Annotated in this window: 23 protein-coding genes; 5 read left to right on the plus strand and 18 right to left on the minus strand. The window is 72.5% G+C overall.

Translation table 11 applies throughout. The annotated features are described in order from the left end of the window. Positions 1–60: 60 nt before the first annotated feature. Together FB467_RS16845 and FB467_RS16850 are read right to left on the minus strand one after the other, a co-directional pair. On the minus strand, positions 61–1,164 hold the full coding sequence (locus FB467_RS16845; protein WP_141786123.1) for a lipid II:glycine glycyltransferase FemX: 1,104 nt from the start codon (positions 1,162–1,164) through the stop codon (positions 61–63). A gap of 88 nt (positions 1,165–1,252) precedes the next feature. Continuing rightward, a complete protein-coding gene (locus FB467_RS16850) occupies positions 1,253–3,760 on the minus strand; it encodes an ATP-dependent Clp protease ATP-binding subunit (protein ID WP_141786124.1) in 2,508 nt (835 codons plus the stop codon). A gap of 238 nt (positions 3,761–3,998) precedes the next feature. Between FB467_RS16850 and FB467_RS16855 the strand changes: the two genes are divergently transcribed. Beyond that, on the plus strand, positions 3,999–4,667 hold the full coding sequence (locus FB467_RS16855) for a hypothetical protein (protein WP_141786125.1): 669 nt from the start codon (positions 3,999–4,001) through the stop codon (positions 4,665–4,667). Positions 4,668–4,708: 41 nt separating this feature from the next. Here the strand turns inward: FB467_RS16855 and ku are convergent, their stop codons facing one another. Further along, positions 4,709–5,731: a non-homologous end joining protein Ku gene (ku, locus tag FB467_RS16860; protein ID WP_141786126.1), complete on the minus strand. Its 1,023-nt coding sequence runs from the start codon at positions 5,729–5,731 to the stop codon at positions 4,709–4,711. 17 nt (positions 5,732–5,748) lie between these two features. Between ku and ligD (FB467_RS16865) the strand changes: the two genes are divergently transcribed. Together ligD (FB467_RS16865) and ligD (FB467_RS16870) are read left to right on the plus strand one after the other, a co-directional pair. Beyond that, positions 5,749–6,687 (plus strand): non-homologous end-joining DNA ligase, encoded by a 939-nt coding sequence (gene ligD / locus FB467_RS16865; RefSeq protein ID WP_141786127.1) that lies wholly within the window; start codon positions 5,749–5,751, stop codon positions 6,685–6,687. A 1-nt stretch (position 6,688) separates the two neighbouring features. Further along, entirely contained in the window at positions 6,689–7,555 is an 867-nt protein-coding gene (gene ligD, locus FB467_RS16870) for a non-homologous end-joining DNA ligase (protein WP_141786128.1), read from the plus strand. A gap of 76 nt (positions 7,556–7,631) precedes the next feature. On the opposite strand, the gene FB467_RS16875 is transcribed toward ligD (FB467_RS16870), so the two are convergent. The 5 genes from FB467_RS16875 to FB467_RS16895 all read right to left on the minus strand — a co-directional run bounded on the left by FB467_RS16875 (position 7,632) and on the right by FB467_RS16895 (position 11,960). Further along, positions 7,632–7,967, minus strand: coding sequence for a histone-like nucleoid-structuring protein Lsr2 (locus tag FB467_RS16875; RefSeq protein WP_141786129.1), 336 nt, complete (start codon positions 7,965–7,967; stop codon positions 7,632–7,634). Positions 7,968–8,087: 120 nt separating this feature from the next. Beyond that, entirely contained in the window at positions 8,088–8,282 is a 195-nt protein-coding gene (locus FB467_RS16880) for a hypothetical protein (RefSeq protein WP_141786130.1), read from the minus strand. 1 nt (position 8,283) lies between these two features. Then, positions 8,284–9,735: a lysine--tRNA ligase gene (lysS, locus tag FB467_RS16885; protein ID WP_141786748.1), complete on the minus strand. Its 1,452-nt coding sequence runs from the start codon at positions 9,733–9,735 to the stop codon at positions 8,284–8,286. A gap of 108 nt (positions 9,736–9,843) precedes the next feature. Next, positions 9,844–10,377: a methylated-DNA--[protein]-cysteine S-methyltransferase gene (locus FB467_RS16890; RefSeq protein WP_141786131.1), complete on the minus strand. Its 534-nt coding sequence runs from the start codon at positions 10,375–10,377 to the stop codon at positions 9,844–9,846. Between the two features lie 23 nt (positions 10,378–10,400). Further along, positions 10,401–11,960, minus strand: coding sequence for an AlkA N-terminal domain-containing protein (locus FB467_RS16895; RefSeq protein ID WP_141786132.1), 1,560 nt, complete (start codon positions 11,958–11,960; stop codon positions 10,401–10,403). Between the two features lie 78 nt (positions 11,961–12,038). On the opposite strand from FB467_RS16895, the gene FB467_RS16900 reads away from it, so the two are divergent. Then, the gene (locus FB467_RS16900; protein ID WP_141786133.1) at positions 12,039–13,040 is read left to right on the plus strand and encodes an SAM-dependent methyltransferase; all 1,002 of its coding nucleotides are present in this window, start codon (positions 12,039–12,041) and stop codon (positions 13,038–13,040) included. A 67-nt stretch (positions 13,041–13,107) separates the two neighbouring features. Beyond that, the gene (locus tag FB467_RS16905; RefSeq protein WP_141786749.1) at positions 13,108–14,211 is read left to right on the plus strand and encodes an NADH-quinone oxidoreductase subunit D; all 1,104 of its coding nucleotides are present in this window, start codon (positions 13,108–13,110) and stop codon (positions 14,209–14,211) included. A gap of 113 nt (positions 14,212–14,324) precedes the next feature. Here FB467_RS16905 and FB467_RS16910 read toward each other — a convergent pair whose 3' ends face one another. The 10 genes from FB467_RS16910 to FB467_RS16955 form a co-directional block, all read right to left on the minus strand. Then, the gene (locus FB467_RS16910; RefSeq protein WP_141786134.1) at positions 14,325–14,615 is read right to left on the minus strand and encodes a hypothetical protein; all 291 of its coding nucleotides are present in this window, start codon (positions 14,613–14,615) and stop codon (positions 14,325–14,327) included. 40 nt (positions 14,616–14,655) lie between these two features. After that, positions 14,656–17,886, minus strand: a complete 3,231-nt coding sequence (locus FB467_RS16915; RefSeq protein ID WP_141786135.1) for a hypothetical protein — start codon at positions 17,884–17,886, stop codon at positions 14,656–14,658. 51 nt (positions 17,887–17,937) lie between these two features. Continuing rightward, the gene (locus tag FB467_RS16920) at positions 17,938–18,534 is read right to left on the minus strand and encodes a DUF3180 domain-containing protein (RefSeq protein WP_170230811.1); all 597 of its coding nucleotides are present in this window, start codon (positions 18,532–18,534) and stop codon (positions 17,938–17,940) included. Beyond that, positions 18,527–19,432, minus strand: a complete 906-nt coding sequence (gene folK, locus FB467_RS16925; protein WP_141786137.1) for a 2-amino-4-hydroxy-6-hydroxymethyldihydropteridine diphosphokinase — start codon at positions 19,430–19,432, stop codon at positions 18,527–18,529. Before folK ends, FB467_RS16920 begins: the two co-directional genes overlap by 8 nt. After that, entirely contained in the window at positions 19,422–20,243 is an 822-nt protein-coding gene (gene folP, locus FB467_RS16930) for a dihydropteroate synthase (RefSeq protein WP_228393470.1), read from the minus strand. The genes folK and folP overlap by 11 nt, the downstream gene beginning before the upstream one ends. Then, complete coding sequence (gene folE, locus FB467_RS16935) at positions 20,240–20,827, minus strand: GTP cyclohydrolase I FolE (RefSeq protein WP_141786751.1); 588 nt, start codon at positions 20,825–20,827, stop codon at positions 20,240–20,242. Before folE ends, folP begins: the two co-directional genes overlap by 4 nt. Before the next feature lie 52 nt (positions 20,828–20,879). After that, the gene (gene ftsH / locus FB467_RS16940) at positions 20,880–22,904 is read right to left on the minus strand and encodes an ATP-dependent zinc metalloprotease FtsH (protein ID WP_141786138.1); all 2,025 of its coding nucleotides are present in this window, start codon (positions 22,902–22,904) and stop codon (positions 20,880–20,882) included. Positions 22,905–23,027: 123 nt separating this feature from the next. After that, entirely contained in the window at positions 23,028–23,579 is a 552-nt protein-coding gene (gene hpt / locus FB467_RS16945; RefSeq protein WP_141786139.1) for a hypoxanthine phosphoribosyltransferase, read from the minus strand. Positions 23,580–23,634: 55 nt separating this feature from the next. Beyond that, on the minus strand, positions 23,635–24,636 hold the full coding sequence (tilS, locus tag FB467_RS16950) for a tRNA lysidine(34) synthetase TilS (protein ID WP_141786140.1): 1,002 nt from the start codon (positions 24,634–24,636) through the stop codon (positions 23,635–23,637). A gap of 15 nt (positions 24,637–24,651) precedes the next feature. Further along, entirely contained in the window at positions 24,652–25,776 is a 1,125-nt protein-coding gene (locus tag FB467_RS16955) for a zinc-dependent metalloprotease (RefSeq protein WP_141786141.1), read from the minus strand. Positions 25,777–25,793 lie beyond the last annotated feature (17 nt).

Here is a 25,793-nt window from a genome sequence, read left to right on the forward strand (position 1 = left end):
CGTTACGGCCAAGACGTTGCCAGTTCTTTAGTCTCCCTTGAAGTTTGCTGCCCTGTCAGGTCACAGGATGTCGTCGGTGGTCCCGCGGGAGCGGTAGTTGAGCAGCTTGCGCCGGGCGTGCAGCGCCTTGACGACGGGGGTGGCGACGGGACTCAGCCTCAGGTCGTAGGCGGGGAACCAGTAGCGGTCGGTGCTGAACTTCAACTTCATCTTGAACACCCCGAAGGAGTGCTTGGACTCGTCCAGCACCCGGGGGATCCCCCAGAAGTCGAAGACCGAGTAGCCGTGCTCCTTGGCGTCCAGCATGGCGTTCCAGTAGAAGGCGTCGGGGGCCTTGGCGTCCTTGCGCTTGTCCTGACCCTCGGCGGGCGGCCGGTCGTCCCGGACGCTGCCGCCGTACAGGTAGAGGGTGGACTCCCCCAGCCCCAGGAAGAAGCCACCGGCCAGCGCCTGACCCTCGTGCCGGGAGAGCACCAGGTAGGTCTCGGAACCGTGCTTGTTGCCCTCGCGGAACAGCGTCTCGTAGTAGGCCCGCGGGAACGCGCCGAGCTGGGCCCGGGTGTTGGTCTGGTCAAAGATGTGCCAGAACGCCTCGAAGTCGTCGTCGCGACCGGCCTGCACCCCCATCTTCTGCGCGGTCCGCACGTTGCGGCGGGCCATCTTGTGCAGACCGGAGAAGAGCTCGTCCTCGGGACGGGTCAGGTCGGCCAGGATGGTGTGCTCGGGCTGCTCGGTCTTGGCCCGGTGGAAGGCCCCGTATGCCGGGGGCACGTCCCGCTGGTCGGCGGCGACGTCCTCGGCCTGGCCCACGTCGCCCGACGCGGCCGGGATGGCCCTGGGCGGCTCCACCTTCAGGTAGGCATCGGTCACCTTGGCGAGGCGGCGCAGCGCCGGGGCGAGCTCGGGCAGCAGCGCGACGTCCTCCAGGGCGGGCCCGCGGGGTGCGTAGAGCGTGCTAAGGCCGGGGACGAGCCGCTTGCGCAGGAGTTGCAGGGCACCCACCGTGGAGCCGTTGCGGCGCACCAGGAAGCGCATGGGCTGCTGGCCCAGCACCTTGCGGGCCTCGCCGTAGCCCCAGCTCTGCAACGGGCTGGTGAACGGCTGGGCGGCGACCACGCGGTTGAACTCGGCAGGGTCATCGATCGGATCCAGGGAGACAGGCACGCCCCCGATTATGCCCGTCGGGCGCCCTGCCCCGTGACAGGCGAGCGGCCCGGGCCCCGTCGGGGTCCGGGCCGCTCGGCACTGGAGGTCACTCGCTGCTGGTGGCCTCCACCGGGATGGTGTCCGGGGTGCGGGACTTGGCCGCTCCGGTGAACGTGAAGGCCTCGTCGCGGCCCTCGCCGTTGGTGTCCACGAGGACGATCTGCCCCGCGGTCAGCTCGCCGAACAGGATCTTCTCCGAGAGGGCGTCCTCGATCTCCCGCTGGATCGCGCGCCGCAGCGGCCGCGCGCCCAGCACCGGGTCGTAGCCCTTCTTGGCCAACAGGTCCTTGGCCGCCTGGGTGAGCTCGATGCCCATGTCCTTGTCCTTGAGCCGCTCGTCGAGCTTGGCGATCATCAGGTCGACGATCTGGACGATCTCCTCCTGCGACAGCTGCGGGAAGACGATGGTGTCGTCGACCCGGTTGAGGAACTCCGGACGGAAGTGCTGCTTGAGCTCGTCGGTGACCTTGTTCTTCATCCGCTCGTAGTCGCCGGCCCCGTCGTTGCCGGAGCTGAAGCCGAGCGAGACGCCCTTGGCGATGTCGCGGGTGCCCAGGTTGGTGGTCATGATGATGACCGTGTTCTTGAAGTCCACGACCCGGCCCTGGGAGTCGGTCAGACGGCCGTCCTCCAGGATCTGCAACAGGCTGTTGAAGATGTCCGGGTGGGCCTTCTCGACCTCGTCGAACAGGACCACCGAGAACGGCTTGCGCCGCACCTTCTCGGTCAGCTGACCGCCCTCCTCGTAGCCGACGTAGCCGGGGGGCGAACCGAACATCCGGGACACCGTGTGCTTCTCGGAGTACTCGGACATGTCCAGCGTGATGAGCGCGTCCTCGTCGCCGAACAGGAACTCGGCCAGCGTCTTGGCCAGCTCGGTCTTCCCGACGCCGGTCGGGCCGGCGAAGATGAACGAACCTCCGGGACGCCGCGGGTCCTTCAGGCCGGCCCGGGTGCGCCGGATGGCCTGGGACAGCGCCTTGATGGCGTCGTCCATCCCGACGATCCGCTTGTGCAGCTCGTCCTCCATGTTGAGCAGCTTGCTGGACTCCTCCTCGGTGAGCTTGAAGACCGGGATCCCGGTCGCCGCGGCGAGCACCTCGGCGATCAGCTCCTCGTCGACCTCGGCGACGACGTCCATGTCGCCGGCCTTCCACTCCTTCTCCCGCTCGGCGCGCGCCTGGGTGAGCTTGTGCTCCTCGTCGCGCAGCCGGGCCGCCTTCTCGAAGTCCTGCGCGTCGATCGCGGACTCCTTCTCCCGCTTGGCGTGCGAGATCTTCTCGTCGAAGTCGCGCAGGTCCGGCGGAGCGGTCATCCGGCGGATCCGCAACCGGGCCCCGGCCTCGTCGATCAGGTCGATCGCCTTGTCCGGCAGGTAGCGGTCGTTGATGTAGCGGTCGGCCATGTTGGCGGCGGCCACCAGGGCGCCGTCGGTGATGGACACCCGGTGGTGCGCCTCGTAGCGGTCCCGCAGACCCTTCAGGATCTCGATCGCGTGGCTCAGCGTGGGCTCGGCGACCTGGATCGGCTGGAACCGGCGCTCCAGCGCCGCGTCCTTCTCGATGTGCTTGCGGTACTCATCCAGCGTGGTCGCGCCGATCGTCTGCAGCTCACCGCGGGCCAGCATCGGCTTCAGGATGCTGGCGGCGTCGATGGCGCCCTCGGCGGCACCGGCCCCGACGAGGGTGTGGATCTCGTCGATGAACAGGATGATGTCGCCGCGGGTGCGGATCTCCTTGAGGACCTTCTTCAGCCGCTCCTCGAAGTCACCGCGGTAGCGGGAACCGGCCACCAGGGCCCCGAGGTCCAGGGTATAGAGCTGCTTGTCCTTCAGCGTCTCCGGCACCTCACCGCGCACGATGTCGGTGGCGAGGCCCTCGACGACGGCGGTCTTGCCGACGCCGGGCTCGCCGATCAGCACCGGGTTGTTCTTGGTGCGCCGGGACAGCACCTGCATGACCCGCTCGATCTCCTGCTGGCGACCGATGACCGGGTCGAGCTTGCCCTCCCGGGCCGCCTGGGTCAGGTTGCGGCCGAACTGGTCGAGCACCAGGGAACCGGAGGGGGTGCCCTCCTGGGCGCCCGCCCCGACACCGGCGGTCGCGGCCTCCTTGCCCTGGTAGCCGGACAGCAGCTGGATCACCTGCTGGCGGACCTTGTTGAGGTCGGCGCCCAGCTTGACCAGCACCTGGGCGGCCACGCCCTCGCCCTCGCGGATCAGGCCGAGCAGGATGTGCTCGGTCCCGATGTAGTTGTGGCCCAGCTGCAGGCCCTCGCGCAGCGAGAGCTCCAGCACCTTCTTGGCGCGCGGGGTGAACGGGATGTGGCCGGTCGGGGACTGCTGCCCCTGACCGATGATCTCCTGCACCTGCTCGCGCACCGCGTCCAGGGAGATACCGAGGGACTCCAGCGCCTTGGCTGCCACGCCCTCGCCCTCGTGGATCAGGCCGAGCAGGATGTGCTCGGTCCCGATGTAGTTGTGGTTGAGCATGCGCGCCTCTTCCTGCGCGAGCACCACCACTCGCCTGGCGCGGTCGGTGAACCGTTCGAACATCGTCACTCCTGACAGATTGGCATGAGAGCAGCGAACTTCCCTCGATGCTACGTGCGTCTGCTGGCCTCAACGCCCTCGTGCGCAGCACTGTTCCACACCTGGCAGCCTCGGGGGGCACTGTTCGCCCACGGCAGAAGCATCCAGGCGGGTGGGTGATAATCGGCGGCCGAGCCAGCCAGGGCGCAACCGTGCAGGACGCAGGGCCCGGGCGGACACCGAGGAGACCGGAGGAGAATCGATGCGGATCGCGCGACACGCCTTGACAGCCCTCACCCTGGGCGCGTTGGCCCTGGGGCTGGGCGCCTGCAGCGGCGACGACGCCGGGACCGACGACGATGCGACCAGCACCGCGGCAGCCGACGGGTTGGAGGGCAGCATCCCCACCAGCGGCTGGTGGTGCCGGATGATCAAGGAGGACTCGGTCGCCGTGGCCACGGACGGTCGCCAGGCAGAGGCCCGCGAGGTCCTGCGGCAGAACGACGAGAGCGGCCACCTGTGCGAGGTGGTGCTCCCGGTCGAGGAGGACTCGACCGAGACCGAGACGGTCATGGCCTTCCAGATCCAGGCGGACGCCGAGGACGCGGCCGAGCAGATCCGCTCGGAGATGGCAGGCCGCGACGACGCGGAGCCGGGACCGGACTACCTGGGCGAGTCCTACGTCGTGCCCGGCGCCGCATACGCGATCGTGCCGTGCGGCGCGCCGGTGGGCAGCCCGGACGAGGGCCAGCAGGTGCCCTACGTGCTGTCGGTGACCACCACCACCGAGGCCGGCAAGGAACTCACCGACGCGCTGACCGAGCCGCTGCGGCGCAGCCTCATCGAGCTGGACCAGAGCGTGAAGTGCAGCCCGAAGGCGGCGCACGAGGAGGTCGTCGGGGACGACGCGGGCGCCACGACGGCACCCTGACCGCGCAACCCTGACCGCGCGGGGTCTACGACGCCGGCGGACTACCCCGCCTTCTTCTTCGTCGTCGACCGCTTGGCGGCCGTCTTCTTCGTCGTGGACTTCTTGGCCGTGGACTTCTTGGCCGTGGACTTCGTGGTGGAGGCCTTCGTGGTCGAGGACTTCGCCGTGCCCTTGTCCGTCGAGGCGGTCTTCTTCACCGCGGCGCCCTTGCGTGCGCTGGGCTTGGAGGTCTTCGAGGCACCGGCGTCCTCCCCGTCGTCCGGGTCGGCGCCGGCCTCCCCCCGGGAGGCCTTGGCCCGGTCGACGCTGCGCTGCAGGGCCGCCAGCAGGTCCACCACCTGGCCGTCGTCCTCCTCCTCGGTCTCGGCGACCTCGGAGACGTCGCCCCCCTCGATCTTGGCCTGGACCAACTGCTCCACGGCCACCGTGTAGTCGTCCTCGTAGGCATCGGGCTCGAAGTCACCGGCCATCGAGTCGACCAGCATCCGGGCCATCGCGACCTCGCTGTCCTTGGGCTCCCCCACCTCGTCCAGGTGGTCCAGCTCGCCGACGTCCCGCACCTCGTCCGGCCACAGCAGGGTCTGCATCAGGATGGCGTCGTCGAGCACGCGCAGCACCGCCATGGTCATCCGGGTGCGCACGGAGACCGTGACCACGGCCACCCGGTCGCTCTCCCGCAACGCCTCGCGCAGCAGCCCGTAGGCCTTGGCCCCCATCGCGTCGGGCTCGATGTAGTAGGCCTTGTCGTAGAGGATCGGGTCGATCTGGTCGGCGGGCACGAACCGTTCGACGCTGATCTCCTTGGAGGATCGGTTCGGCAGCGACTTGAAGTCCTCGTCGGTGAGCACGACGGTCTTGCCGTCGGCGGTCTCGTACGCCTTGGCGATCTCCTTGTAGGGCACCTCCTCCCCGTCGGCCTGCGCCACCCGCTTGTACTTGATCCGGCTCCCGTCGCTGCGCCGGACCTGGTGGAAGCTCAGGTCGTGGTTCTCGGTCGCGGAATACAGCCGCACGGGCACGTTGACCAGCCCGAACGACACGGCACCCTTCCAGATTGCTCGCACTGTTACAGGATGGACCCATGCGCCCCATGCTCGCCACTCCGGGACGGCCGCCCGGTCGCGCCGCAGCCCCCGTCCCCGACGGTCCCGGCTGGGCCCACGAGCTGAAGTGGGACGGGATCCGGCTGCTGGCCGAGGTCACCGACGGCACGCTGCGGCTGAGCACCCGCACCGAGCGGGACGTCACCGTGGCATTCCCCGAGCTCGGTCCCCTCGTCGGCGTCGCCGAGGACCTCCTGCTGGACGGCGAGCTCGTCTCGCTGGCCGACGGGATCCCCTCCTTCCAGCGACTCGCCGAGCGGGTGCACACCACGTCGGCACGCAAGGCGGCACAGCTGGCGGCCGCCCGTCCCGCCACCTACATCGCCTTCGACCTGCTGCGGGTCGACGGGTTGGACCTCACCGTGCTGCCGTGGAGCCAGCGCCGCGACGCGCTGGAGCGCATCCTGCCCGAGCGTGGGCCCTGGCAGGTGTCCCCGGTGTATGCCGACGGCCGGGGGCTGCTTGCGGCGACCGCCGAGCAGGGGCTGGAGGGGATCGTCAGCAAGCGGCGCGACTCGGCATACCTCCCGGGCGTGCGCAGCCCGGACTGGGTGAAGTTCCCGCACCGGGCGACCACCAGCTGGGTGGTCGGCGGGTGGCGCCCGGAGACCGGCCGCTCCCGCCTCGGCGCCCTGCTCGTGGGCGCCCCCGCCCCCGGCGGGTTGACCTTCCGCGGGCGGGTGGGCAGCGGGCTCGCCGGGAAGGCCGGCGCCGCGCTGCAGGAGCACCTGGCGGCGCTGCCCCGGGTGGACTGCCCGTTCGTCGACGAGGTGCCGGCCGTGGACCGGGCGGGGGCGACCTGGGTGCGACCCGAGCTCGTGGTGGACGTCGCGTCGCTGGGCCTGACCGGGGCGGGACGGTTGCGCCAGCCCAGCTACCAGGGCTGGCGACCCGACCTGACGCCGGAGGAGCTCTGAGATGGCCAGCGGCCCCGTGCAGTCGGTGAGCGTCGGTGGGCGCACCCTCCGGGTCAGCAGCCTGGACAAGGTGCTGTTCCCCGCCACCGGCACCACCAAGGGCGAGGTGCTCCAGTACTACGTGCAGGCCGCCGACCGATTGCTCCCCCGGCTCGCCGGCCGCCCGGTGACGCGGATCCGCTGGCCGCACGGGGTCTCGGGGCAGAGCTTCTTCGAGAAGAACCTACCCAGCGGGGCGCCGGACTGGCTGCGCTCGGTGACCATCCGGGGGCACGGGTCGCGGTCCGGCCGGGAGTCGGTCACCTACCCCCTCGTGGAGGACCTGCCCACGCTGGTCTACCTGGTCAACCTCGGGTCCCTTGAGCTGCACGTCCCGCAGTGGCGGGTGGACGGGGACGGGCACCCCCTGCCCCCGGACCGGATGGTCGTCGACCTGGACCCCGGCCCCGGCGCCGGCCTGACCGAGTGCGCCCGGGTGGCGGTGCTCGTGCGCGACCAGTTGGCGGCGGTGGGACTGGACACCCAGCCGGTCACCAGCGGGAGCAAGGGGATGCAGCTGTATGCCGAGCTGGACGGGGACCGCACGTCCGAGGAGGTGAGCGAGGTGGCACGGACCCTGGCGCAGCTGCTGGCCGAGCGCCACCCCGACCTGGTGGTGTGGAAGATGACCAAGGCGCTGCGCCCCGGCAAGGTCTTCCTCGACTGGTCGCAGAACAATGCCGCGAAGACGACCATCTGTCCCTACTCGCTGCGGGGCCGGGAGCGGCCCCAGGTGGCGGCACCCCGCGAGTGGGCCGAGGTGGAGGCCGCCGCCGACGGCTCCGGGAGCCTGGTCCAGGTGACCTACGACGAGGTGCTCGGACGCTGAGCACGCGACTGGCCCCCGACACCCAGCCGGGCGTCGGGGGCCAGTTCCTCCCGATCGTGCGGGGAGGTGGTCGCGATCAGTGCGCCGCCCGGTAGGCCTCCTGGACCTCCTGGGAGACCCGCCCGCGGTCGCTCACCTTGAAACCGTTCTCCCGGCCCCACTCGCGCATCCGGGCCAGCTCCTCACGGGTGGAGCTGCTGGGGCCACCCGAGCTGCGGCGGCGGGTCTGGCGACGACCACCGGAGCGGCGTGCCACGCCGATCCAGGGCGCCAGGTCCTCACGCAGCTTGGCGGCGTTCTGGGTGGACAGGTCGACCTCGTAGGTCACGCCGTCCAGACCGAACTCCACGGTCTCTTCCGCCTCTCCCCCCGACAGGTCATCGACGAGAATCACCTGAACTCGCTGTGCCATGTAACCGTTCTCCATTCGTCAGTCTGAACTGAGTGCGGATTGCATTCGGAGTTAATCTACGTGACCGGAGAACAAATGCAAAGGCAATTCAGGGTTTTATCAGGAACGGTGTCGCGCAGATCACGATGAAGGTCGGATATTCCCGTCGGTCTCGCGTCGCCGGTCCTCGAGTTCCTGCTCCCACTGGCGGACCGCGGCGCGTTCCCGCCGGTCTCCCTCGATGATGTGTTTCATGATCACGTAGAAGAGGTACAACAATCCCGCCGTGGGCAGGAGTGCGGCCACATACGGCCACAAGTCCGATAGCCAGCTCATCTCACGCCTCGGGTTTCACGAAGGGGAACAGAATAGTCTCCCGAATGCCGGTGCCGCCCAGCAACATGAGCACCCGGTCGATGCCCACGCCGACCCCACCCATGGGTGGTGCGCCGTGCTCGAGGGCCCGCAGGAAGTCCTCGTCCAGCTGCATCGCCTCCGGGTCCCCGGCTGCAGCCAGCAGGGACTGCTCGGTCAGCCGTTCCCGTTGCACCACAGGGTCAATCAGCTCCGAGAAGCCTGTGCCGCGCTCGGTCCCGCCGATGATGAGGTCCCAGGCCTCGATCAGGTCCGGACGGTCCCGGTGCTGTCGCGCCAGGGGCTGCGCCAGCGGCGGGTAGTCGCAGACGAAGGTGGGCTGGAGCAGGCCGGGCTCCACGAGTTCACCGAAGAGTTCGAGGGCCATCTTCTGCCCGCTCCAATTCGGGTCCACCTGGACCTCTCGGTCCTGCGCAATACGGAGCAGGTCCTCGACCGGGGTGGCGACATCCACGGTCACGCCGACCGCGTCGGACAGTCCTTCATAGAAGCGCAACCAGGTCCATTCGCCATCGAGATCGATCACCCCTGCCGGCGTTTCGATTTGACGTGACCCCACGGCATCGGCCGCCGCGAGAATCATTCGTTGGGTCAGTTCCGCGATGGAGTGCTGGTCACCATAGGCCTGATAGGCCTCGACCATCGTGAACTCCGGGCTGTGCGTGGAGTCGATTCCTTCGTTACGGAAGACCGGCCCGATCTCGTAGACCCGCTCGATGCCCCCGACAACGGCCTTCTTGAGATTGAGTTCCAGGGCGATCCGCAGGCTCATCGGGAGGTCAAAGGCATTCAGGTGGGTCCGGAACGGGCGGGCCGTGGCCCCACCGTGGATGGTCTGCAGCACGGGCGTCTCGATCTCCACGTAGCCCTCGTCCACCAGCACCCCGCGGATGGCGTGCATCACCGCGGCCCGGTCCCGCACGGCCCGGCGAGCGTCCTCGCGCACGACCAGGTCGACATACCGCCGCCGGACCCGCTCCTCCTCGGACAGTTCCTTGTGCAGGACGGGGAGCGGGCGCAGCGCCTTGCTGGCCATCTGCCACTGGTCGGCCATCACCGACAACTCGCCCCGCCGGCTGCTGATCACCCGGCCGTGGACGAACACGTGGTCGCCGAGGTCGACCAGCGACTTCCAGCGCGCCAGGGACTCCTCGCCGACCTCCGCGAGGCTGAGCATGGCCTGCAGCCGGGTGCCGTCGCCGGCCTGCAGGGAGGCGAAACACAGCTTGCCGGTGTTGCGCACGAAGACCACGCGTCCGGCGACCCCGACGACGTCCTGGGTCTCCTCCCCGGTCTCCAGGTGGGCCCACTGCTCCCGGACCTGGGGGATGGTGTGGGTCACGGGAACCTGGATCGGGTAGGCCTGCCCACCCTCGGCGAGCAGTTGGTCACGCTTGGCCCGCCGCACCCGCATCTGCTCCGGCAGGTCCTCCACGGACGGGCTGGTGTCCGGGGACGTGGTGGGCTGGGTGTCGGTCGGGGTGCGCGCGTCGGTCACTACCTCAGGGTACCCAGCCGCACCTCACCACAACGAAGCGCCGCTGACCCGCTCCTCGAGCAGCAGGAGGGTCCGCTTGCGCTCCACGCCACCGCCGTAGCCGGTCAGCGACCCGTCGGCGCCGACCACCCGGTGGCAGGGTACGACGATGCTGATCGGATTCCGTCCGTTGGCCAGCCCGACGGCCCGTGCGGCGCCGGGGGCGCCGATCCGCTCGGCCAGCTGGGCGTAGCTCCAGGTGGTGCCGTACGGGATCGTCCGCAGGGTGGACCACACCCGCTGTTGGAACTCCGTGCCGGCCGGCGCCAGCGGCAGGTCGAAGTGGGTGAGTTCGCCGGCGAAGTATGCCGACAGCTGGCTGGCCGTGTCGCGCAGCACCGGCGGGGCCTGCCCCGGGTCGACGCGCGGCCCCCACGCCTCGGGCGGGGGTGCGTGCCGGTGCGCCTCCATGTAGACCCCCGCCAGGCGGTCGCCGTCGGCCACCAGCGTGAGCGTCCCGATCGGGCTCCCCACCTCGACCCGGACCCGGCCGGGACCCGTGCCGGTCGTGGCGTCCATACGCGCTCCTTCGTGCCGTCCGTTCACGCGATCTCCTGGGTCTGTACGGGCAGGGTGGCTACCGGGTGGGTGGTCGCGGCCCACAGCGCCTGGACCGCGTAGGCGCGCCAGGGTCGCCAATCCTCCGCCCGCGCCAGCAGCCCGCGCTGGTCGACCGGCAGGCCGAGGGCGGCGGCACCCGCCCGCACGCCGAGGTCGGTGACCGGGAAGGCGTCCGGGTCGCCGAGGCCGCGCAACGCGATCACCTCGCGCGTCCACGGCCCCACCCCCGGCAGCGCGTCGAGCCGGGCGCGCACCCCGTCCCGGACGGCGTCGGCCCCCAGGTCGAGGCTGCCGTCCGCCGCGGCCGTCGCCAGGGCCAGCAGGGCGCGGCGCCGGCTCGCCGGCATCCCCGGCAGCCTGGGGTCGTCCGGGCCCACTGCCGCCAGGTCCGCGACCCGCGGGAAGAGCAGGTCCGGCTGGCCGGGCCGCAGCACCAGCGACGGGGGCAACGGCTCCCCGAGCCCGCGGACCAGTCGTCCCGTGGTCGTCGCGGCGGCGGCCGTGGACACCTGTTGCCCGAGGACGGCCCGCACCGCGAACTCGACCGGATCCACCGTCCCCGGCAGCCGCACGCCCGGGCGTGCCGCCACGGCCGGCGCCAGCGCCGGGTCGGCGGAGAGGACCTCGTCGACGGCCGCCGGGTCGGCGTCCAGGTCCAGGCACCGGCGGCACCGGTTGATGGCGGTGGTCAGGTCGCGCAGGTCCTGCAGCCACAGGTCGGCGGTCACGTGCCGGTCGCCGTCACGTGGCGGGTGCAGGCGCACCAGGCCCGCGCCCCGGGGCAGCCGGAGGGTGCGTTCGAGGGAGCCGTCCACCCAGCGCTCGATGCCGGGGACGGCCGTCGCGGCCAGGTGGCCGAACAGGCTCGGCGCGTGCAGCGGCGCCCGGAACGGCAGCCGCAGCCGGAGTCGCTGGGACCCGGTCGGGTCCGACGGCGGGACGTGTCCTGCGTCCCGGCGGCCGCCCACGGTTGGGCTCCGACGCACCCGGCGCCGCAGGTGGGTGGGCGTCTCGGCGAAGACGGCCCGCACGGTGTCGTTGAACGAGCGCACGCTGGAGAAGCCGGCCGCGAAGGCCACCTCGGCCATCGGCAGGTCAGTGGTCTCCACCAGGATCCGCGCGGTCTGCGCCCGCTGGGCCCGGGCCAGGGCCAGCGGCCCCACGCCGAGCTCGGCGGTGACCAGGCGCTCCACCTGGCGCGCGCTGTAGCCCAGCCGGCGGGCCAGACCGTCCACCCCGTCGCGGTCGACGACCCCGTCGGCGACCAGGCGCATCGCCCTGGCCACCAGGTCCTCCCGGGCGTTCCACTCCGGCGACCCGGGGCTGGCGTCGGGGCGGCACCGCTTGCAGGCGCGGAAGCCGGCCGCCTGGGCGGCCGCCGCGCTGGGGTAGAAGACGACGTGCTCGGCGCGGGGTGGGGTCGCCGGACAACTCGGCCGGCAGTAGATGCCGGTCGAGGTCACGGCGGTGGTGAACCACCCGTCGAACCGGGTGTCGCGGCTGCGCACCGCCCGGAGGCAGCTCTCCCGGTCCTCGTGCATGTCCCCCAGCATGCGCCCTCGGACCGCCCAGACCTAGCAGGTTTCCGACATCCGCGTCGGACGCGCGAGACTGGGCCGGTGACCTGGACCCCGTGGGACGACGCCTGGCAGCAGGCGCTCTACGGCCCCGAGGGTTTCTACCGGCGTCCGGAGGGCCCGGCCGGCCACTTCGCCACCTCCGCCCAGGGGCTCGGACCGGCCGGGGCCGTCCTGGCCGGTGCGGTCCGGGAGCTCGCCGGGCGGGTCGGTGCCCGCACCGTCGTCGAGGTCGGGGCCGGGCGCGGGGAGTTGCTCACGGCCCTGGCCGCCCTCCCGGGTGCCCCGGAGGAGGTCGCCACCGTTGCCGGGCCGGTGGCACCCGGCCCCGTGCAGTTGCTCGGCGTGGACGTCGTCCCGCGACCGTCGGGCCTCCCGGCAGACGTGGGCTGGCGGGTCTCCCCCGGCGGCGCGGCGCTGCCCGAGGACCTGACCGGCCTGCGGGACGTCCTGGTCCTGGCGCACGAGTGGCTCGACGTCGTGCCCTGCCCGGTCGTGGAGCGGGATGCCGCCGGGGTCTGGCACACGGTGGAGGTCGACCGGACCGGGACGGAGCGTCATGGCGGCGCGGTGGCCGGGGCAGACCTGCAGTGGCTGGAGGCCCACGTGCCCGGCGACGTCTGGCGGACCGAGGTGGGCCGGCCCAGGGACGCCGCCTTCGCCGACCTGACGAGCCGTGTCGACCGTGGCGCCGTGCTCGTCGTCGACTACGGCCACACCCGGGCCGGCCGACCTCCCGGTGGCACCCTCACGGCATACCGCAACGGGGTGCAGGTCCCACCCGTGCCGGACGGGTCCTGCGACCTGACGGCCCACGTGGCCGTGGACACCCTGGGCGCCGACCGCCTGGTCCGGCAGCGGGACGCGCTGCGCGACCTGCTCGGCCCGGCCACGCTCCCCCCGCACGAACTCGCGGGACGCGACCCCGCGGCATACCTGGCCGCCCTGGCCCGGTCGACCGCCCGCACCGCGATCACCGCATCCGGCGGACCCGGCGACTTCTGGTGGGCGCTGAGCGGCTGCGGCGGGGCCCCGCTCGGCTAGCGTGGGGTCCGTGACGCCACAGGACCTCGACATCGCCCTCGGCGCCGGCGGGCTGACCACCACCGAGATGGTGCTCAACATCGGGCCGCAGCACCCGGCCACGCACGGCGTGCTGCGGCTGCGCATCACCGCCGACGGCGAGCGCATCGTGGCCGCCGAGCCGGTCGTCGGCTACATGCACCGCGGCGCCGAGAAGCTGTTCGAGGTGCGGGACTACCGACAGATCATGGTCCTGGCCAACCGGCACGACTGGCTGTCCGCGTTCAGCAACGAGATCGGGGTCGCGCTGACCGTCGAGGCGATGCTGGGGATGGAGGTCCCGGAGCGGGCGACCTGGACCCGGACCCTGCTGGCCGAGCTGAACCGGGCGCTCAACCACCTGATGTTCCTCGGGTCCTACCCGCTGGAGCTCGGCGCGATCACCCCCATCTTCTACGCCTTCCGCGAGCGCGAGGAGCTCCAGGCGGTGATGGAGGAGATCAGCGGCGGGCGGATGCACTACATGATCGCCCGCGTCGGCGGACTGCGCGAGGACATCCCCGACGGTTGGCTGGACCGGGTGGACGCCGCCGTCGCCGCCGTCCGTGGCCGGCTCCCCGAGCTGGAGGCGCTGCTGGTCGACAACCCGATCCTGCGCGGGCGCACCGTCGGCGTCGGGGTCCTGTCCCCCGAGATGGTCCGGGAGTACGGCGTCTCCGGCCCCATCGCCCGCGCCTCCGGGGTCGACCTCGACCTGCGCCGCGACGAGCGCTACCTCGCCTACGGCGAGCTGTTCGGCCCGGACGGTCCGGGCCGAGTCGTCACCCGCACCGCCGGCGACTGCCACGCCCGGCTCGAGGTCCTGCTCGAGCAGGTGCGGGTCAGCCTGGACCTCGCCGAACGCTGCACGGCCGTGCTGCGGGACCTGCCCGACGGCCCGATCAACGTCAAGCTGCCCAAGGTCCTCAAGGTGCCCGAGGGCGAGCACTACCTGGCCACGGAGAACCCGCTCGGCTTCAACGGCTACTACCTGGTCAGCCGTGGCGACAAGGTGCCCTACCGCCTCAAGCTCCGCTCGGCCTCCTTCAACAACGTCCAGGTCCTCTCCCGGATGCTCCCCGGCCACGTCGTCGGCGACATGGTCGCCATCCTGGGCTCGATGTTCTTCGTCGTCGGCGACATCGACCGCTGAGCGGACCGGGGACCCTGCAGGATTATCGGGTCACCCGGTAATCCTGCTCTTCGTAGGAGAACCTTCCCGGTCGATAGCGCCAGGTTCCGGGGTGAAGCGCCTCCCAGCGCCCGTCAGGGCCCGTAGCGGACCACGCCCGCACCGCCGAGCTCGCTCTGCAGCCGGGAGGCCAGCCCGCGCCCGGCCCGCTGCCAGCGACGGTGCGCCGCCTCGTCGACGATCTCGTAGCGCCCCTCCGCCGCCCCGACCAACTGCTCCCACTCGGCGTTCCACGCGCGCAGCAGGTCCCGCAGGGCCGGGGTGATCGGGAGGGTGTCCAGGTCGACCATCCCCTCGTGGTCCCACACCGGGTCCGCGGAGTACTCCGGGAAGACGCGGTATGCCGTCCGCTCGCCACCACCCATACCCCGATCCTGCCAGGTCCCGGCCCGGCACCCGGCACCGTCAGGAGCCGGCCCCCAGCACCGCCAGGGCGTCACCCAGGGTGCCGAACCCGCGGGCACACAGCACGTCCCGCGTCGTCGCCGGGTCACAGCGACTCTCGACCTGGCGCTGCATCGCCTCGTCGAGGGTGTCCATGCTGTCCTGGGAGAGCACCCACCCCAGCGGCGCGGTGACGCTGGGGAAGGTGGTCTGGTTGACCACCACGACCGAGTGCGGGCGCCACTGCTCGATGGCCTCGACGATCTCGGGGTGGGGCACGTCCGGACCGATCGTTGCCCCGAGCCCCAACCGCCAGGGGCCGGTGAGCGCGGCCACACGCTGGAGCAGTGCGCCGGTGTCCGACTGGGACTTCGCCGCCCGGCTGTTGGCGACTGGCGGCACCAGCAGCTCGTTGGTCAGGTTGTTGCGCGGGGCCGCCAGGTCGCTGCCGGTCCCGTTGTCCAGGTAGACGACCAGCGGCACCACCAACTCGATCGCGTCCTCCGACCCGGCCAGCGCGGCCCGGTTGTGCTCCTGCACCAGCACCAACCACTGCGGCGCCAGGTCGACGAGGGTGCCCAGTCCGGTGTTCTCGGTGTAGCCGCCGTCGACCAGCTGCTGCACCGGCCACTCACCGCACGGCCCGATCACCCCGGACGGCGTGACGTAGGGAAAGCGGGCGGTGAGCATGCTCGCGGTGGCGGTGCTCAGCTCACCGAGGCAGCCCGGCTCCGCGGCCGCGTAGTCGGCCAGCAGGTCCACCGACCGGGGGGCGGGGCGGTCCAGCGCGTCGCAGCTACCGTCGGCCGGCGCCGACGGCCCCTCGGCCGCGGCGTCCCCGTCGGCCGTGCCCCCGAGCCCCAGGGTCCGCCCCGGCGCGGCGTTCTCGGCGACGTCGTCGGGCAGCTCCGGGTCGGCGAGCTCGAGCTGGCTCACCAGCATCCGGCAGCCCGTCGTGGCGGACGTCGAGGTCAGCACCAGGTGCCCGGAGGCGGAGCCGGCGACCGGCGGCGTCTCGTCGGGCAGGAACAGGTGCGCCAGCGCGGTGGTGTTGTGCTCCCACGAACGCTCCATCAGGCCCGCCCGGTCCACCCACCGCGACCCCGCACCCGCCACCGGCAGCGGCACGCCCGCCGCGCTGTAGACCAGGTCGCGCACGAACAACCCGACCACGCCCGACCCGAGCGCGTCGGCCCCGGTGATCCGGACGACCTCCTCGCGGGCCCCGCCGACCGGGGCGAACCGGGTGGTGGCCAGCCCCACCGCGCCGCCGCTCGCACCGCCGGACAGCAGCGTGGACCGGGCCCCGCAGGCCCCGTCCCCGGTAGCGGGGGCCAGCCAGGACCCGCCGTCGGAGGTCATCTGCCGACCGCTGAGCACGTCGAGCCCGGCCGCGGTCCAGTAGGCACCGCGCACGCCGCCGCCCTCGGCCGCGACCAGCAGCATCGGGCGCAACGTCACCTCGCGTCCCCCCGCGGTGACCGTATGCCGACACGCCCCGGGGTCGGCCAGCCACGCCTCGAAGGCGGTGCGCAGGTCGGCGCGGGCGGGCAGCGGCCGCTCCCGGGCGTCGGCGCTGCGCACCCCGTGCACGTCGGAGGAGCCGCCGACCGTCCCGGCCACCAGCAGGGTGACCACCAGCAGGGTGACGACGGGCGCGACGCTGAGCCGGATACCGGGCAGCCAGAACACGTGCGGGGACCCGCCGTACTGCAACAGCACGACCGCCCCGGCCACCAACGTGGTCAGCAGGGTCAGCGCCAGCACGACGCAGGCGATGACGCCCACGCCGGCCCCGAGCTGGGCCGGCAGCGAGCCGACCACGAGCAGGCCGAGGGTGCTGCCGGCCAGCAGGGCCGCGGCCACGGTCGTCTGGCGCCGCGTCGTCGGGTGACCCGGGGACAGGATCGAGGTGAGCCGGCCCCACACCCGCTGGCTGCGGGTCCGTGGGACGTGCTGGGTCGGCTCCAGCCGCTCCAGCACCGCGTCGCCCACCGGCCAGGCCGCCAGCGCGACCCCCGCGCCGAGCATCAGCAGGACCCAGCTCCAGGCGCTCCCGCCGTCCAGCACGATGGGGGCGGCGAACGACCGGACCAGCCCGAGCCCACCGACCACCGGCACCAGCACCGCGAGGATGTCGCCGACGGCGCGCACCGGGCGCACGTGCTCCGGCCGCAGCACCCGCGCGTCGGGCCTCCTGACCTGGCGGTGCACCCAGCGGGTGACCGGCCCCGTCGGCGGCCCGGACAACCAGCTGCGCAGCAGCAGGGACGCGGCACCGATCACGGCCGGGACCCCGGCGAAGACCAACACCCGGGGCCAGCTCCGACCGTCCGTGCCGGTGACCGCCGGCAGCAGCACGGCGATCGCCAGGACCGCACCGGCGCAGATCAGCCAGAACCAGACCAGGGGCTGGGGCCGGTCCCCGTCCTCGGGCCACCCGTGCACCCGCCACCAGGTGAAGTCGCTGCGCATCCGCCCCAGCACGAGGACCACGACGCCGAGCACCGCCAGCGCGACCGACGCGGCCACCCCGTGCGCCAGGCCCGTGGGGTCGTCGGTCCAGCGCCGCTGGATGTCGGGCAGCTGGTCGAGCATGTCGGGCCCGGGCAGGATGCTCATCGTGAGCAGCGGGAGCAGCGCCACCACCGAGAACCGGTGGGTGTAGAGCGCCCGCAGCACCCGGGCCACCGCCCTTCGCCAGCTGGGGTCGCCCCGCCGGAACAGCCGGCGCAGCACCACGACGGAGGCCAGCAGGAGGCCCAGCCACTTGGCCCCGCTGACCCACGGGAGGACCTCCGCCGCCAGCGGGACGTGGTCCGTGCCGAGGGCGACGACCAGGGCCAGCCCGTTCTCGGTGAGGTCGACGGCGGCGGCGACCAGGACGATCCGGTATGCCGAGGGCAGGCTCGGGTGCAGCAACCGGCCCAGGAGGGTCACGTAGAGCACGATCAGGACCAGGTCCAGCAGCAGGTACCCGACGAGCCACCCCTGCAGCCGTCCGTCCTGGGCCAGCGCCTGGGCCACCGAGCGCCACCCGTCGGGGCTGTGGTCCAGCAACCGGGAGGGCCCCATCAGGTCGGTGAACGGCCAGGTCCGCGCCCGGTCGTCCAGGACGGCGCCGGAGAGCCGGTTGATCTCCCCCAGCACCACCATCAGCACGGTGATCCCGGTCAGGGCACAGGCGGTGGCGATGTCGAACCGCGGACGCGAACCACGCTCCGGCAGCGGCGGCACAGGGGCACCTGCCATGGGTGCAGCATGGGCGCCTCCCAGCCGCGGGTCAAGGGGTTTGACCGGGCGTTATTCGGGCAGTGGGTCCGGCACCCGGCCGCGGCCGGGCGCCTCGCCGCGCCCTTCGTCGTCGTCATCGGACGGCGGGACCCGGCAGCACGACTGGGTGACCATCCCGCAGACCACGAGGACCAGCGCCCCGGCGGCGCTCACCAGCGCCCTGAACAGCAACGACCGGACCGAGGGGACGTCGGCGTCGGGAGCGGCGAGGAAGGCGTTGGCCAGGTACCAGCCGACCAGGACCGCCCCACCCAGGGCGCTGGCCTGCGCAGCCACCAAGGTGCCCCTGGCCCGCTGCGGCGTCATCTGGCCGGGAGTCCGGGGCCTACCGCCCAGGGTCCGCGCCCGCTGGCTCTGCGACCCCGTGCCTGTCCCGCCCGGACCGCCCGGGCCGCCCGGGGGCCGGACCGAGCCTCGCACCTGCCAGCCGGCGACGAGGACGACGGCGGACAGGATCAGCAGCGGCGCCAGCGCCAGCCAGGGCAGCGTGGGCAGGTCGCCCCCCGCCCGGCGCCAGACCAGCAGCAGGACGAGGCACCCGATGGTGGCCGCGACCGTGGTGATCCCGACGCCGGCCCAGCGGACGCCGCCCTGCCGGTCACGCACCGGTGCCCCGCCCAGGCTCGTCCGTCAGGGGGGTCACACCGTCCAGCCCGATCCGGTCGAGCTGCTCGGTGACCGGCACGACCTGCTCCCCGACGCGCAGCACGGCGGCGGGGTCGACCGCCGCCCACGGGGCGAGGACGAAGGCCCGCTCGTGCGCGCGGGGGTGCGGCAGCGTCAGGGCCGGGTCGTCCGTGCGCACCTCGTGGTCGGTGCCGGGGGTGCCGTACTGGATCAGGTCCAGGTCGAGGGTCCGCGGGCCCCACCGCACCTCGCGGGTGCGGCCGTGGTCCTCCTCGATCCGGTGCAGCGCCGCCAGCAGGGAGGCCGGGGTGAGCCGGGTGCGGGCGACCGCGACGGCGTTGACGTAGTCGGGCTGTTCGGGCCCGCCCACGGGCGCGGTCCCGAACGTCGGGGAGAGCCGCACCGCCCGCAGCCCCCGGACCCGGTGCAGCGCCCGTCCGGCGGCCCGCACCGCCCGGGCCGGGTCCCCGAGGTTGGCGCCGAGCGCGATCACAACCGGTTCGTCCCGGTCCCGCCGCACGGTCACCGCCACGTCGCCGAACGGCACGCCGACGGGGGCCTGCGGCTTGTGCACGGTCACCGTCACCGTCTCCACCAGCGGGCGGGCCAGCACCCGGTCGGCGATCCGGCCGGCCACGGCCTCGATCAGGTCCAGCGCCGGCCCGGTGACCACCTCGACAACGTCGGCCGCAACCTCGGCATAGCTCACGGTGGTCGACAGATCGTCGGTCGCCGCGGCGGCGGACAGGTCCAGGTCCAGCACCACGTCGACGACGAACTCCTGCCCGTCGCGCTTCTCGAAGTCGAGCACCCCGTGGTGCCCGTATGCCGTCACGCCGGTCAGCGTGATCCGGTCGCGGCCGCGGTCAGCGGGCATCGCGCACTCTCCGCAGCACGGCCAGCGCGTCCCGCGTGCCGGGCACGTCGTGCACCCGGACCGCCCAGGCGCCGGCCTGGGCCGCCAGCACGCTGGTCGCGGCGGTCGCGGCGTCCCGCTCGACCGGCGGGGTGGGGTCGGCCGTGTCGTCGGTGAGCCGGCCCAGGAAGCGCTTGCGGGAGGTCCCGACGAGCACCCGGTAGCCCATCGCCACCACCTGCTCCAGCCCGCCGAGCAACTGCCAGTTGTGTCCGGCGTCCTTGCTGAAGCCGAAGCCGGGGTCCACGATCAGCTGGTCGGCTGCCACGCCGGCCGCACGCAGCGCGTCGACCCGCTCCCCGAGCTCGGCCACGACGTCGGTCACCACGTCGTCGTAGCTGGCCAGCTCGTCCATCCGCACCGAGTGGGCCCGCCAGTGCATCACCACGAACGGGGCCCCCGAGCGCGCCACCAGGGACGCCATGGCCGGGTCGGCCAACCCCCCGGAGACGTCGTTGACCATCGTGGCCCCGGCCGCGAGCGCCTGCTCGGCGACCTCGGCACGCATCGTGTCGACCGACACGACGACGTCCCGGTCGGCCAGGGCCCGCACGACGGGCAGCACTCGGGCCAGCTCCTCCTCCACCGGCGGCCGCTCGGCGCCGGGGCGGGTGGACTCGCCGCCGACGTCGACCAGGTCGGCCCCCTGGGCCACCAGCTCGAGGCCGTGCTCGATGGCGCGCTCCGGCTCCAGCCACATGCCGCCGTCGCTGAAGGAGTCGGGCGTGACGTTCACGACCCCCATCACCAGCGGGAGGTCGGCGGGGGTCATCGCGACCGGTCCGCCATGACCAGGCTCATCGCCTCGGCCCGGGTCGCCGGGTTCCGCAGCTGGCCGCGGACCGCGGAGGTGATCGTGCGGGCGCCGGGCCTGCGGACCCCGCGCATCGACATACAGAGGTGCTCGGCCTCGATGACCACCAGCGCCCCCTGCGGGCCCAGGTGCTCCTCGATGGCGTCGGCGATCTGGGAGGTGAGCCGCTCCTGGACCTGCGGGCGCCGGGCGAAGACGTCGACCAGCCGGGCCAGCTTGGACAGCCCGGTCACCCGGCCGTCGGCGCCGGGGATGTAGCCGACGTGCGCGACCCCGTGGAAGGGCACCAGGTGGTGCTCGCAGAGGCTGAACATCTCGATATCGCGGACCAGGATCATCTCGCTGTGCCCGACGTCGAAGCTCGTGGTGAGCACCTGCTCCGGCCGCTGCACGAGCCCGGAGAAGAGCTCGGCGTAGGAGCGGGCCACCCGGGCCGGGGTGTCCCGCAACCCGTCACGGTCCGGGTCCTCCCCGACCGCGATCAGGATCTCGCGGACGGCCGCGGCGATCCGGGCATGGTCCACGGGTGCCACCGTGGGCATCTCCCCGGCGTCGCCGTTGCCGTTGCCGTTGTCCGGCCGGTCCCCGGCCACGTCAGTGCGGTCCCTGGCCGGGGTCGACGAAGCCGCCGTCGGGCACCTCCACCACCGCGGACGGCGGGTGCTCCTCGGAGGACGGCTGGTGCCCGTTGGACATCGCGCGGCGCTCGGCGTCGGTCATCACCGGCCCCCGCTGGTGCACGTTGCGCTGCTCGCTGCTCAGCCAGACCGGCCGCTGCGGACGCTTGACCACGTCGGCGAAGATGTCGGCGAGCGCGGGGGCGTTCAACGTCTCCTTCTCCAGCAGCTCCAGGACCAGCTTGTCCAGGATGTCGCGGTTGTCGTTGAGCGCGTGCCAGGCCTCGTCGTGCGCGGCCTCGATCAGGCGGCGGACCTCCTGGTCGACGACACCGGCCAGGTCCTCGGAGTAGTCGCGCTCGTGCCCCATGTCGCGACCGAGGAAGACCTCGCCACCACCGGAGCCGAGCTTGACCGCACCGACCCGTTCGCTCATCCCGAACTGGGTAACCATCTTGCGGGCCAGGCCGGTCGCCTTCTCGATGTCGTTGGAGGCACCGGTGGTCGGGTCGTGGAAGACCATCTCCTCGGCGACCCGGCCACCGAGGGCGTAGGCAAGCTGGTCGAGCAGCTCGTTGCGGGTCGTGGAGTACTTGTCATCGGCCGGCAGCACCATGGTGTAGCCCAGGGCACGTCCACGGGGCAGGATCGTGATCTTGGACACCGGGTCGGTATGCCGCATGGCCGCCGCCACGAGGGCGTGCCCGCCCTCGTGGTAGGCGGTGATCTTCTTCTCCTTGCTGCTCATCACCCGGGTGCGCTTCTGCGGGCCGGCCATCACCCGGTCGATCGCCTCGTCGAGGAAGTGGTCGGTGATGACCTTCTCGTCGGAGCGGGCGGTGAGCAGCGCGGCCTCGTTGAGCACGTTGGCCAGGTCGGCGCCGGAGAACCCGGGGGTCCGCTTGGCGACGGTCATCAGGTCGACGCCCTCGGCCAGCGGCTTGCCCTTGCCGTGCACCTGGAGGATATGCAGCCGGCCCATCATGTCGGGCGCCTCGACGGCGATCTGCCGGTCGAACCGGCCCGGGCGCAGCAGCGCCGGGTCCAGGATGTCGGGCCGGTTGGTGGCCGCGATCAGGATCACGTTGGCGTTGGCGTCGAAGCCGTCCATCTCGACCAGCAGCTGGTTCAGCGTCTGCTCCCGCTCGTCGTGCCCGCCGCCCAGGCCCGCACCGCGGTGCCGCCCCACGGCGTCGATCTCGTCGACGAAGATGATGGCCGGCGCGTTGTCCTTGGCCTGCTCGAACAGGTCCCGGACGCGGGAGGCACCGACACCGACGAACATCTCGACGAAATCGGAGCCGGAGATCGTGTAGAACGGCACGCCCGCCTCCCCGGCGACCGCGCGGGCCAGCAGCGTCTTGCCGGTGCCGGGCGGGCCGTAGAGCAACACGCCCTTGGGGATCTTGGCGCCCACGTCGAGGAACTTGCGCGGGTCGGCGAGGAACTCCTTGATCTCGTGCAGCTCCTCCACCGCCTCGTCGGCACCGGCGACGTCGGCGAAGGTGACCTTGGGCATGTCCTTGCTGGCCAGCTTGGCCTTGGACTTGCCGAACTGCATGACCCCCCGGCCGCCGCCCTGCATCCGGGTCATCAGGAACAGGAACAGACCCAGGATCAGCAGCAGGGGCAGGACCGTGAGCATCAGCGAGACGAACCAGTTCTGCTGTGCCGGGTCGTCGGTGTAGCCCTCGCTGGGCGGGTGCTCCTCGAGCGTCGACACGACCAGGGTGCCGCGGGAGGGCACGTAGTAGGCCTGGACCCGGTCGGTCTCGGAGACCTCGTCGTTGCTGAACGTCTCGCCATCCTTGAGCACCAGGTCGACCCGGTCGGGGGTGACCGTGGCGGAGGCCACCTTGTCGGAGGTGATCAACGTCATCGCCTCGGAGGTGTCGATGCGGTTGTAGCCGCTCGGCATGGTCAGGGCGTACCAGAGCACGCCCAGACCGAGGATCATCAGGATCCACATCCAGGGGCCACGGGTCGTGCGCTGCTTCGTCATCTATCTTCGGGGCCCGGCGGCCCCGTTCCTCCTGCTCAGATGGTCATCGGTCCTGCCTGCCGACAACGCGTGGTGGTCTCCCAGTGTTCCAGACGCCGGGCCGGGCCCGCGCGCCCGTCGCGCTCAGGAGTACACGTGCGGTGCGAGGGTGCCGACCACCCTCAGGTTGCGGTAGGCCTCGGCATAGTCCAGGCCGTAGCCGACCACGAAGTCGTTCGGGATGTCGAACCCGACGTAGCGGACGTCGATCTCCACCTTGGCGGCCTCCGGTTTGCGCAGCAGGGTGCAGATCTCGACCGAGGCCGGCTTGCGCGAGCGCAGGTTGGTCCGGATCCAGCTCAGCGTGAGCCCGGAGTCGATGATGTCCTCGACGATCAGGACGTGCCGGTCGGTGATGTCGGTGTCCAGGTCCTTCAGGATCCGCACGACGCCGGAGGACTTGGTGCCGGAGCCGTAGGAGGAGACCGCCATCCAGTCCATCTCGGCCGACCCGGGCAGCGCCCGCATCAGGTCCGACATCACCATCACGGCGCCCTTGAGCACCCCGACGAGCAGGACGTTCTTGTCCTGGTAGTTCTCCCAGATCTGCTCGGCCAGTTCCTGCAGCCTGGTCTGGATCTGCTCCTCGGTGAGCAGCACCTTCTCCAGGTCAGCACCCATCTGCGCGGCGTCCACGTCGTCTCCTGCGAATCGGGGTCGGGCGGGCCTGCCGGCCCGTTGCGGTCCCCATTCAACCCGTCCCGGCCCGCTCCAGCCACATCCGCCCTTCCGCGCGGTGGGCCCGCAACCCTCCCGGGAGGTCGATCGGCCCCTGCCCGTGCCAGCGCAGGAGCAGGTCGTCCACCGCCCGCAGGTGCCGCCCGGTGAGGGCACCGGACGGGCTGCCGTGCTCGGTCGCCAGCCGCTGCCATAGGCGCCGCCGCACCGCGGGGTGCAGGTCGGTCAGGGCGGGCACCGGCCACGGGGGGTCACCCAGCTCGCGGTATGCCGTGTCCGCCACCTCCTGGAGGGCGTCGGCGTCGTCCCGGAGCAGGTCGGCGCTGCGGGCCAGCGCCGCGGGCAGGCCCGGTCCGAGCGTGTCCTCCAGGTGCCGTAGCGCGTTGCGGGCCCGCACCCGGGTGAACCGGGTGTCGCCGTTGTGCGGGTCCTGCCAGGGGGCCAGCCCCAGCTCGGCGCACACGGCCTCAGTCTCCTCCCGGGCCAGCCCCAGCAGCGGCCGGAGCAACAGCACCCGGGGACTGCCGGGCAGGACCCGGGCGGACGGCATACCGGACAGCGACCGGGTCCCTGAGCCGCGGGCGAGCCCGAGCAGCACCTGCTCGGCCTGGTCGTCCCTGGTGTGTCCGAGCAGGACCGCGTCCGCCCCGAGGGAGCGGGCGGCGGCGGCCAGCGCCTCGTGGCGGGCGGTCCGGGCGGCCTCCTCCGGGCCCCCGGGTCCGCGCTGCACGGTGGGAGCAACCACCTGCACCGGCGCCAGCCCCAGCGCGCAACAGGCGTCGGCGGCGGCCTCGGCGACCTCCCCGGAGCCCTCCTGCAGCCCGTGGTCCACGACGACGGCCCCGGCGACGCCGCCGGAGCGGGGCAGCTCGAAGGCCGCCGCGGCCGCGAGCGCGAGGGAGTCCGGGCCACCGCTGCAGGCGACCAGGACGGTGCAGCGTTCCAGCCCGTGGGCGGCCAGGGCCCGCCGCACGCCGACGCGGGCGGCCGCCACCGCGGGGTGCGGTCCTGCCATGTCAGCCCGGCCGGTTCAGCCCAGGACGCGCTGGACCCAGCGGCCGGGTTCGACGATCTCCTCGGCCCGGGGCAGCGTCTCCGGCGAGGTCCACACGGTGTTGAACTCCTCCCGCCCGACCTGGTCCACGACCGCGCGGACGAAGGCCGCGCCGTCCCGGTACTGGCGCATCTTGGCGTCCATGCCGAGCAGTCGGCGCAGCACCCGGTCCAGCGACCCGGCGCCCTTGCGGCGGTTGTCGAACTTGCGCCGGATCACCGCCACGGTCGGGATCACCGAGGGGCCCACGTCGTCCATGATCACGTCGGCGTGGCCCTCCAGGAGCGACATCACGGCGGTGATCCGGGCCAGTTCCTCGCGCTGCTCCGGGGTGGCCACGAGCGCGGTGATGTCGATCTCCCCGCGCAGCACGCCCGGCAGGTTGGCCAGCACCTGCTGGATCCGCTCACCGGCCTGGTCGGGGCCCGGGGCCAGTTCGGCGCCGAGTCCGCGCGCGGAGTCGATGATGTGCCCCCGCAGCCAGGGCACGGCGGTGAACTGCACCCGGTGGGTCTCCTCGTGCAGGCAGACCCACTGGCGGAAGTCCGTGGGGTCCACGCCCAGGTCCCGTTCGGCCTGCAGCACGTTGGGCGCCACGAGCAGGAGCGCGGGGTCCCCCTGGGGAGCGAGGTCGTACTGACCCAGCACCTTGGTACTGACCCAGGCCAGCATGCCGGCCAGTTCGGTGCCGGTGACCGCCCCGCCCCACGCCGTCGCGGCCCCTGCGGCCCGGTGCGAGCCCCCGGAGGCGCGCTGGGCGCCCTTGCGCCGCTGCCGCTCCACCACGGTGTCGAGCACCGGCCCCAGCATGGCGCGCATCGAGGCCGCGTTGGCCTGGATCCAGCCCGCACGGTCGACCACGAGGGGCGCGGGCGCGCCCTCGGGAGCCTGCAGCCGGCTGGTGCTGGCGACGGGTTCCACGGCGGCCGCGGCGGCGGCGCGGAGTTCCTCGACGAGTGCGGCCACCTCGCCCGGCGTCGACTTCGGACCCGCGGGGACGAGGCGGCGACCGGCGGCGGCCGCCAGGTCCCAGTCGACCATGTCGGACCCGGCAGGTGCCCCTCCGGACTCCGCGGCTTCGGTGCGGGCTTCGGTGCGCATACCCCCAACCTACGTGT

Source organism: Ornithinicoccus hortensis (genome assembly GCF_006716185.1).
Lineage (GTDB): Bacteria > Actinomycetota > Actinomycetes > Actinomycetales > Dermatophilaceae > Ornithinicoccus > Ornithinicoccus hortensis.

Coding starts and splice junctions, on each gene's coding strand:
- FB467_RS16910 (WP_141786134.1), bottom strand. CDS start 14,615: ATGGGTGGTGGCGAGCGGACGGCATACCGCGTCTTCCCGGAGTACTCC.
- folK (WP_141786137.1), bottom strand. CDS start 19,432: ATGCCCGCTGACCGCGGCCGCGACCGGATCACGCTGACCGGCGTGACG.
- FB467_RS16905 (WP_141786749.1), top strand. CDS start 13,108: ATGGTGCTCAACATCGGGCCGCAGCACCCGGCCACGCACGGCGTGCTG.
- tilS (WP_141786140.1), bottom strand. CDS start 24,636: ATGGCAGGACCGCACCCCGCGGTGGCGGCCGCCCGCGTCGGCGTGCGG.
- FB467_RS16890 (WP_141786131.1), bottom strand. CDS start 10,377: ATGGACGCCACGACCGGCACGGGTCCCGGCCGGGTCCGGGTCGAGGTG.
- ligD (WP_141786127.1), top strand. CDS start 5,749: ATGCGCCCCATGCTCGCCACTCCGGGACGGCCGCCCGGTCGCGCCGCA.
- FB467_RS16915 (WP_141786135.1), bottom strand. CDS start 17,886: ATGGCAGGTGCCCCTGTGCCGCCGCTGCCGGAGCGTGGTTCGCGTCCG.
- ligD (WP_141786128.1), top strand. CDS start 6,689: ATGGCCAGCGGCCCCGTGCAGTCGGTGAGCGTCGGTGGGCGCACCCTC.
- ftsH (WP_141786138.1), bottom strand. CDS start 22,904: ATGACGAAGCAGCGCACGACCCGTGGCCCCTGGATGTGGATCCTGATG.
- FB467_RS16895 (WP_141786132.1), bottom strand. CDS start 11,960: ATGCACGAGGACCGGGAGAGCTGCCTCCGGGCGGTGCGCAGCCGCGAC.
- FB467_RS16850 (WP_141786124.1), bottom strand. CDS start 3,760: ATGTTCGAACGGTTCACCGACCGCGCCAGGCGAGTGGTGGTGCTCGCG.
- FB467_RS16955 (WP_141786141.1), bottom strand. CDS start 25,776: ATGCGCACCGAAGCCCGCACCGAAGCCGCGGAGTCCGGAGGGGCACCT.
- folP (WP_228393470.1), bottom strand. CDS start 20,243: ATGACCCCCGCCGACCTCCCGCTGGTGATGGGGGTCGTGAACGTCACG.
- lysS (WP_141786748.1), bottom strand. CDS start 9,735: ATGCGGGTGCGGCGGGCCAAGCGTGACCAACTGCTCGCCGAGGGTGGG.
- FB467_RS16880 (WP_141786130.1), bottom strand. CDS start 8,282: ATGAGCTGGCTATCGGACTTGTGGCCGTATGTGGCCGCACTCCTGCCC.
- FB467_RS16855 (WP_141786125.1), top strand. CDS start 3,999: ATGCGGATCGCGCGACACGCCTTGACAGCCCTCACCCTGGGCGCGTTG.
- FB467_RS16875 (WP_141786129.1), bottom strand. CDS start 7,967: ATGGCACAGCGAGTTCAGGTGATTCTCGTCGATGACCTGTCGGGGGGA.
- folE (WP_141786751.1), bottom strand. CDS start 20,827: ATGCCCACGGTGGCACCCGTGGACCATGCCCGGATCGCCGCGGCCGTC.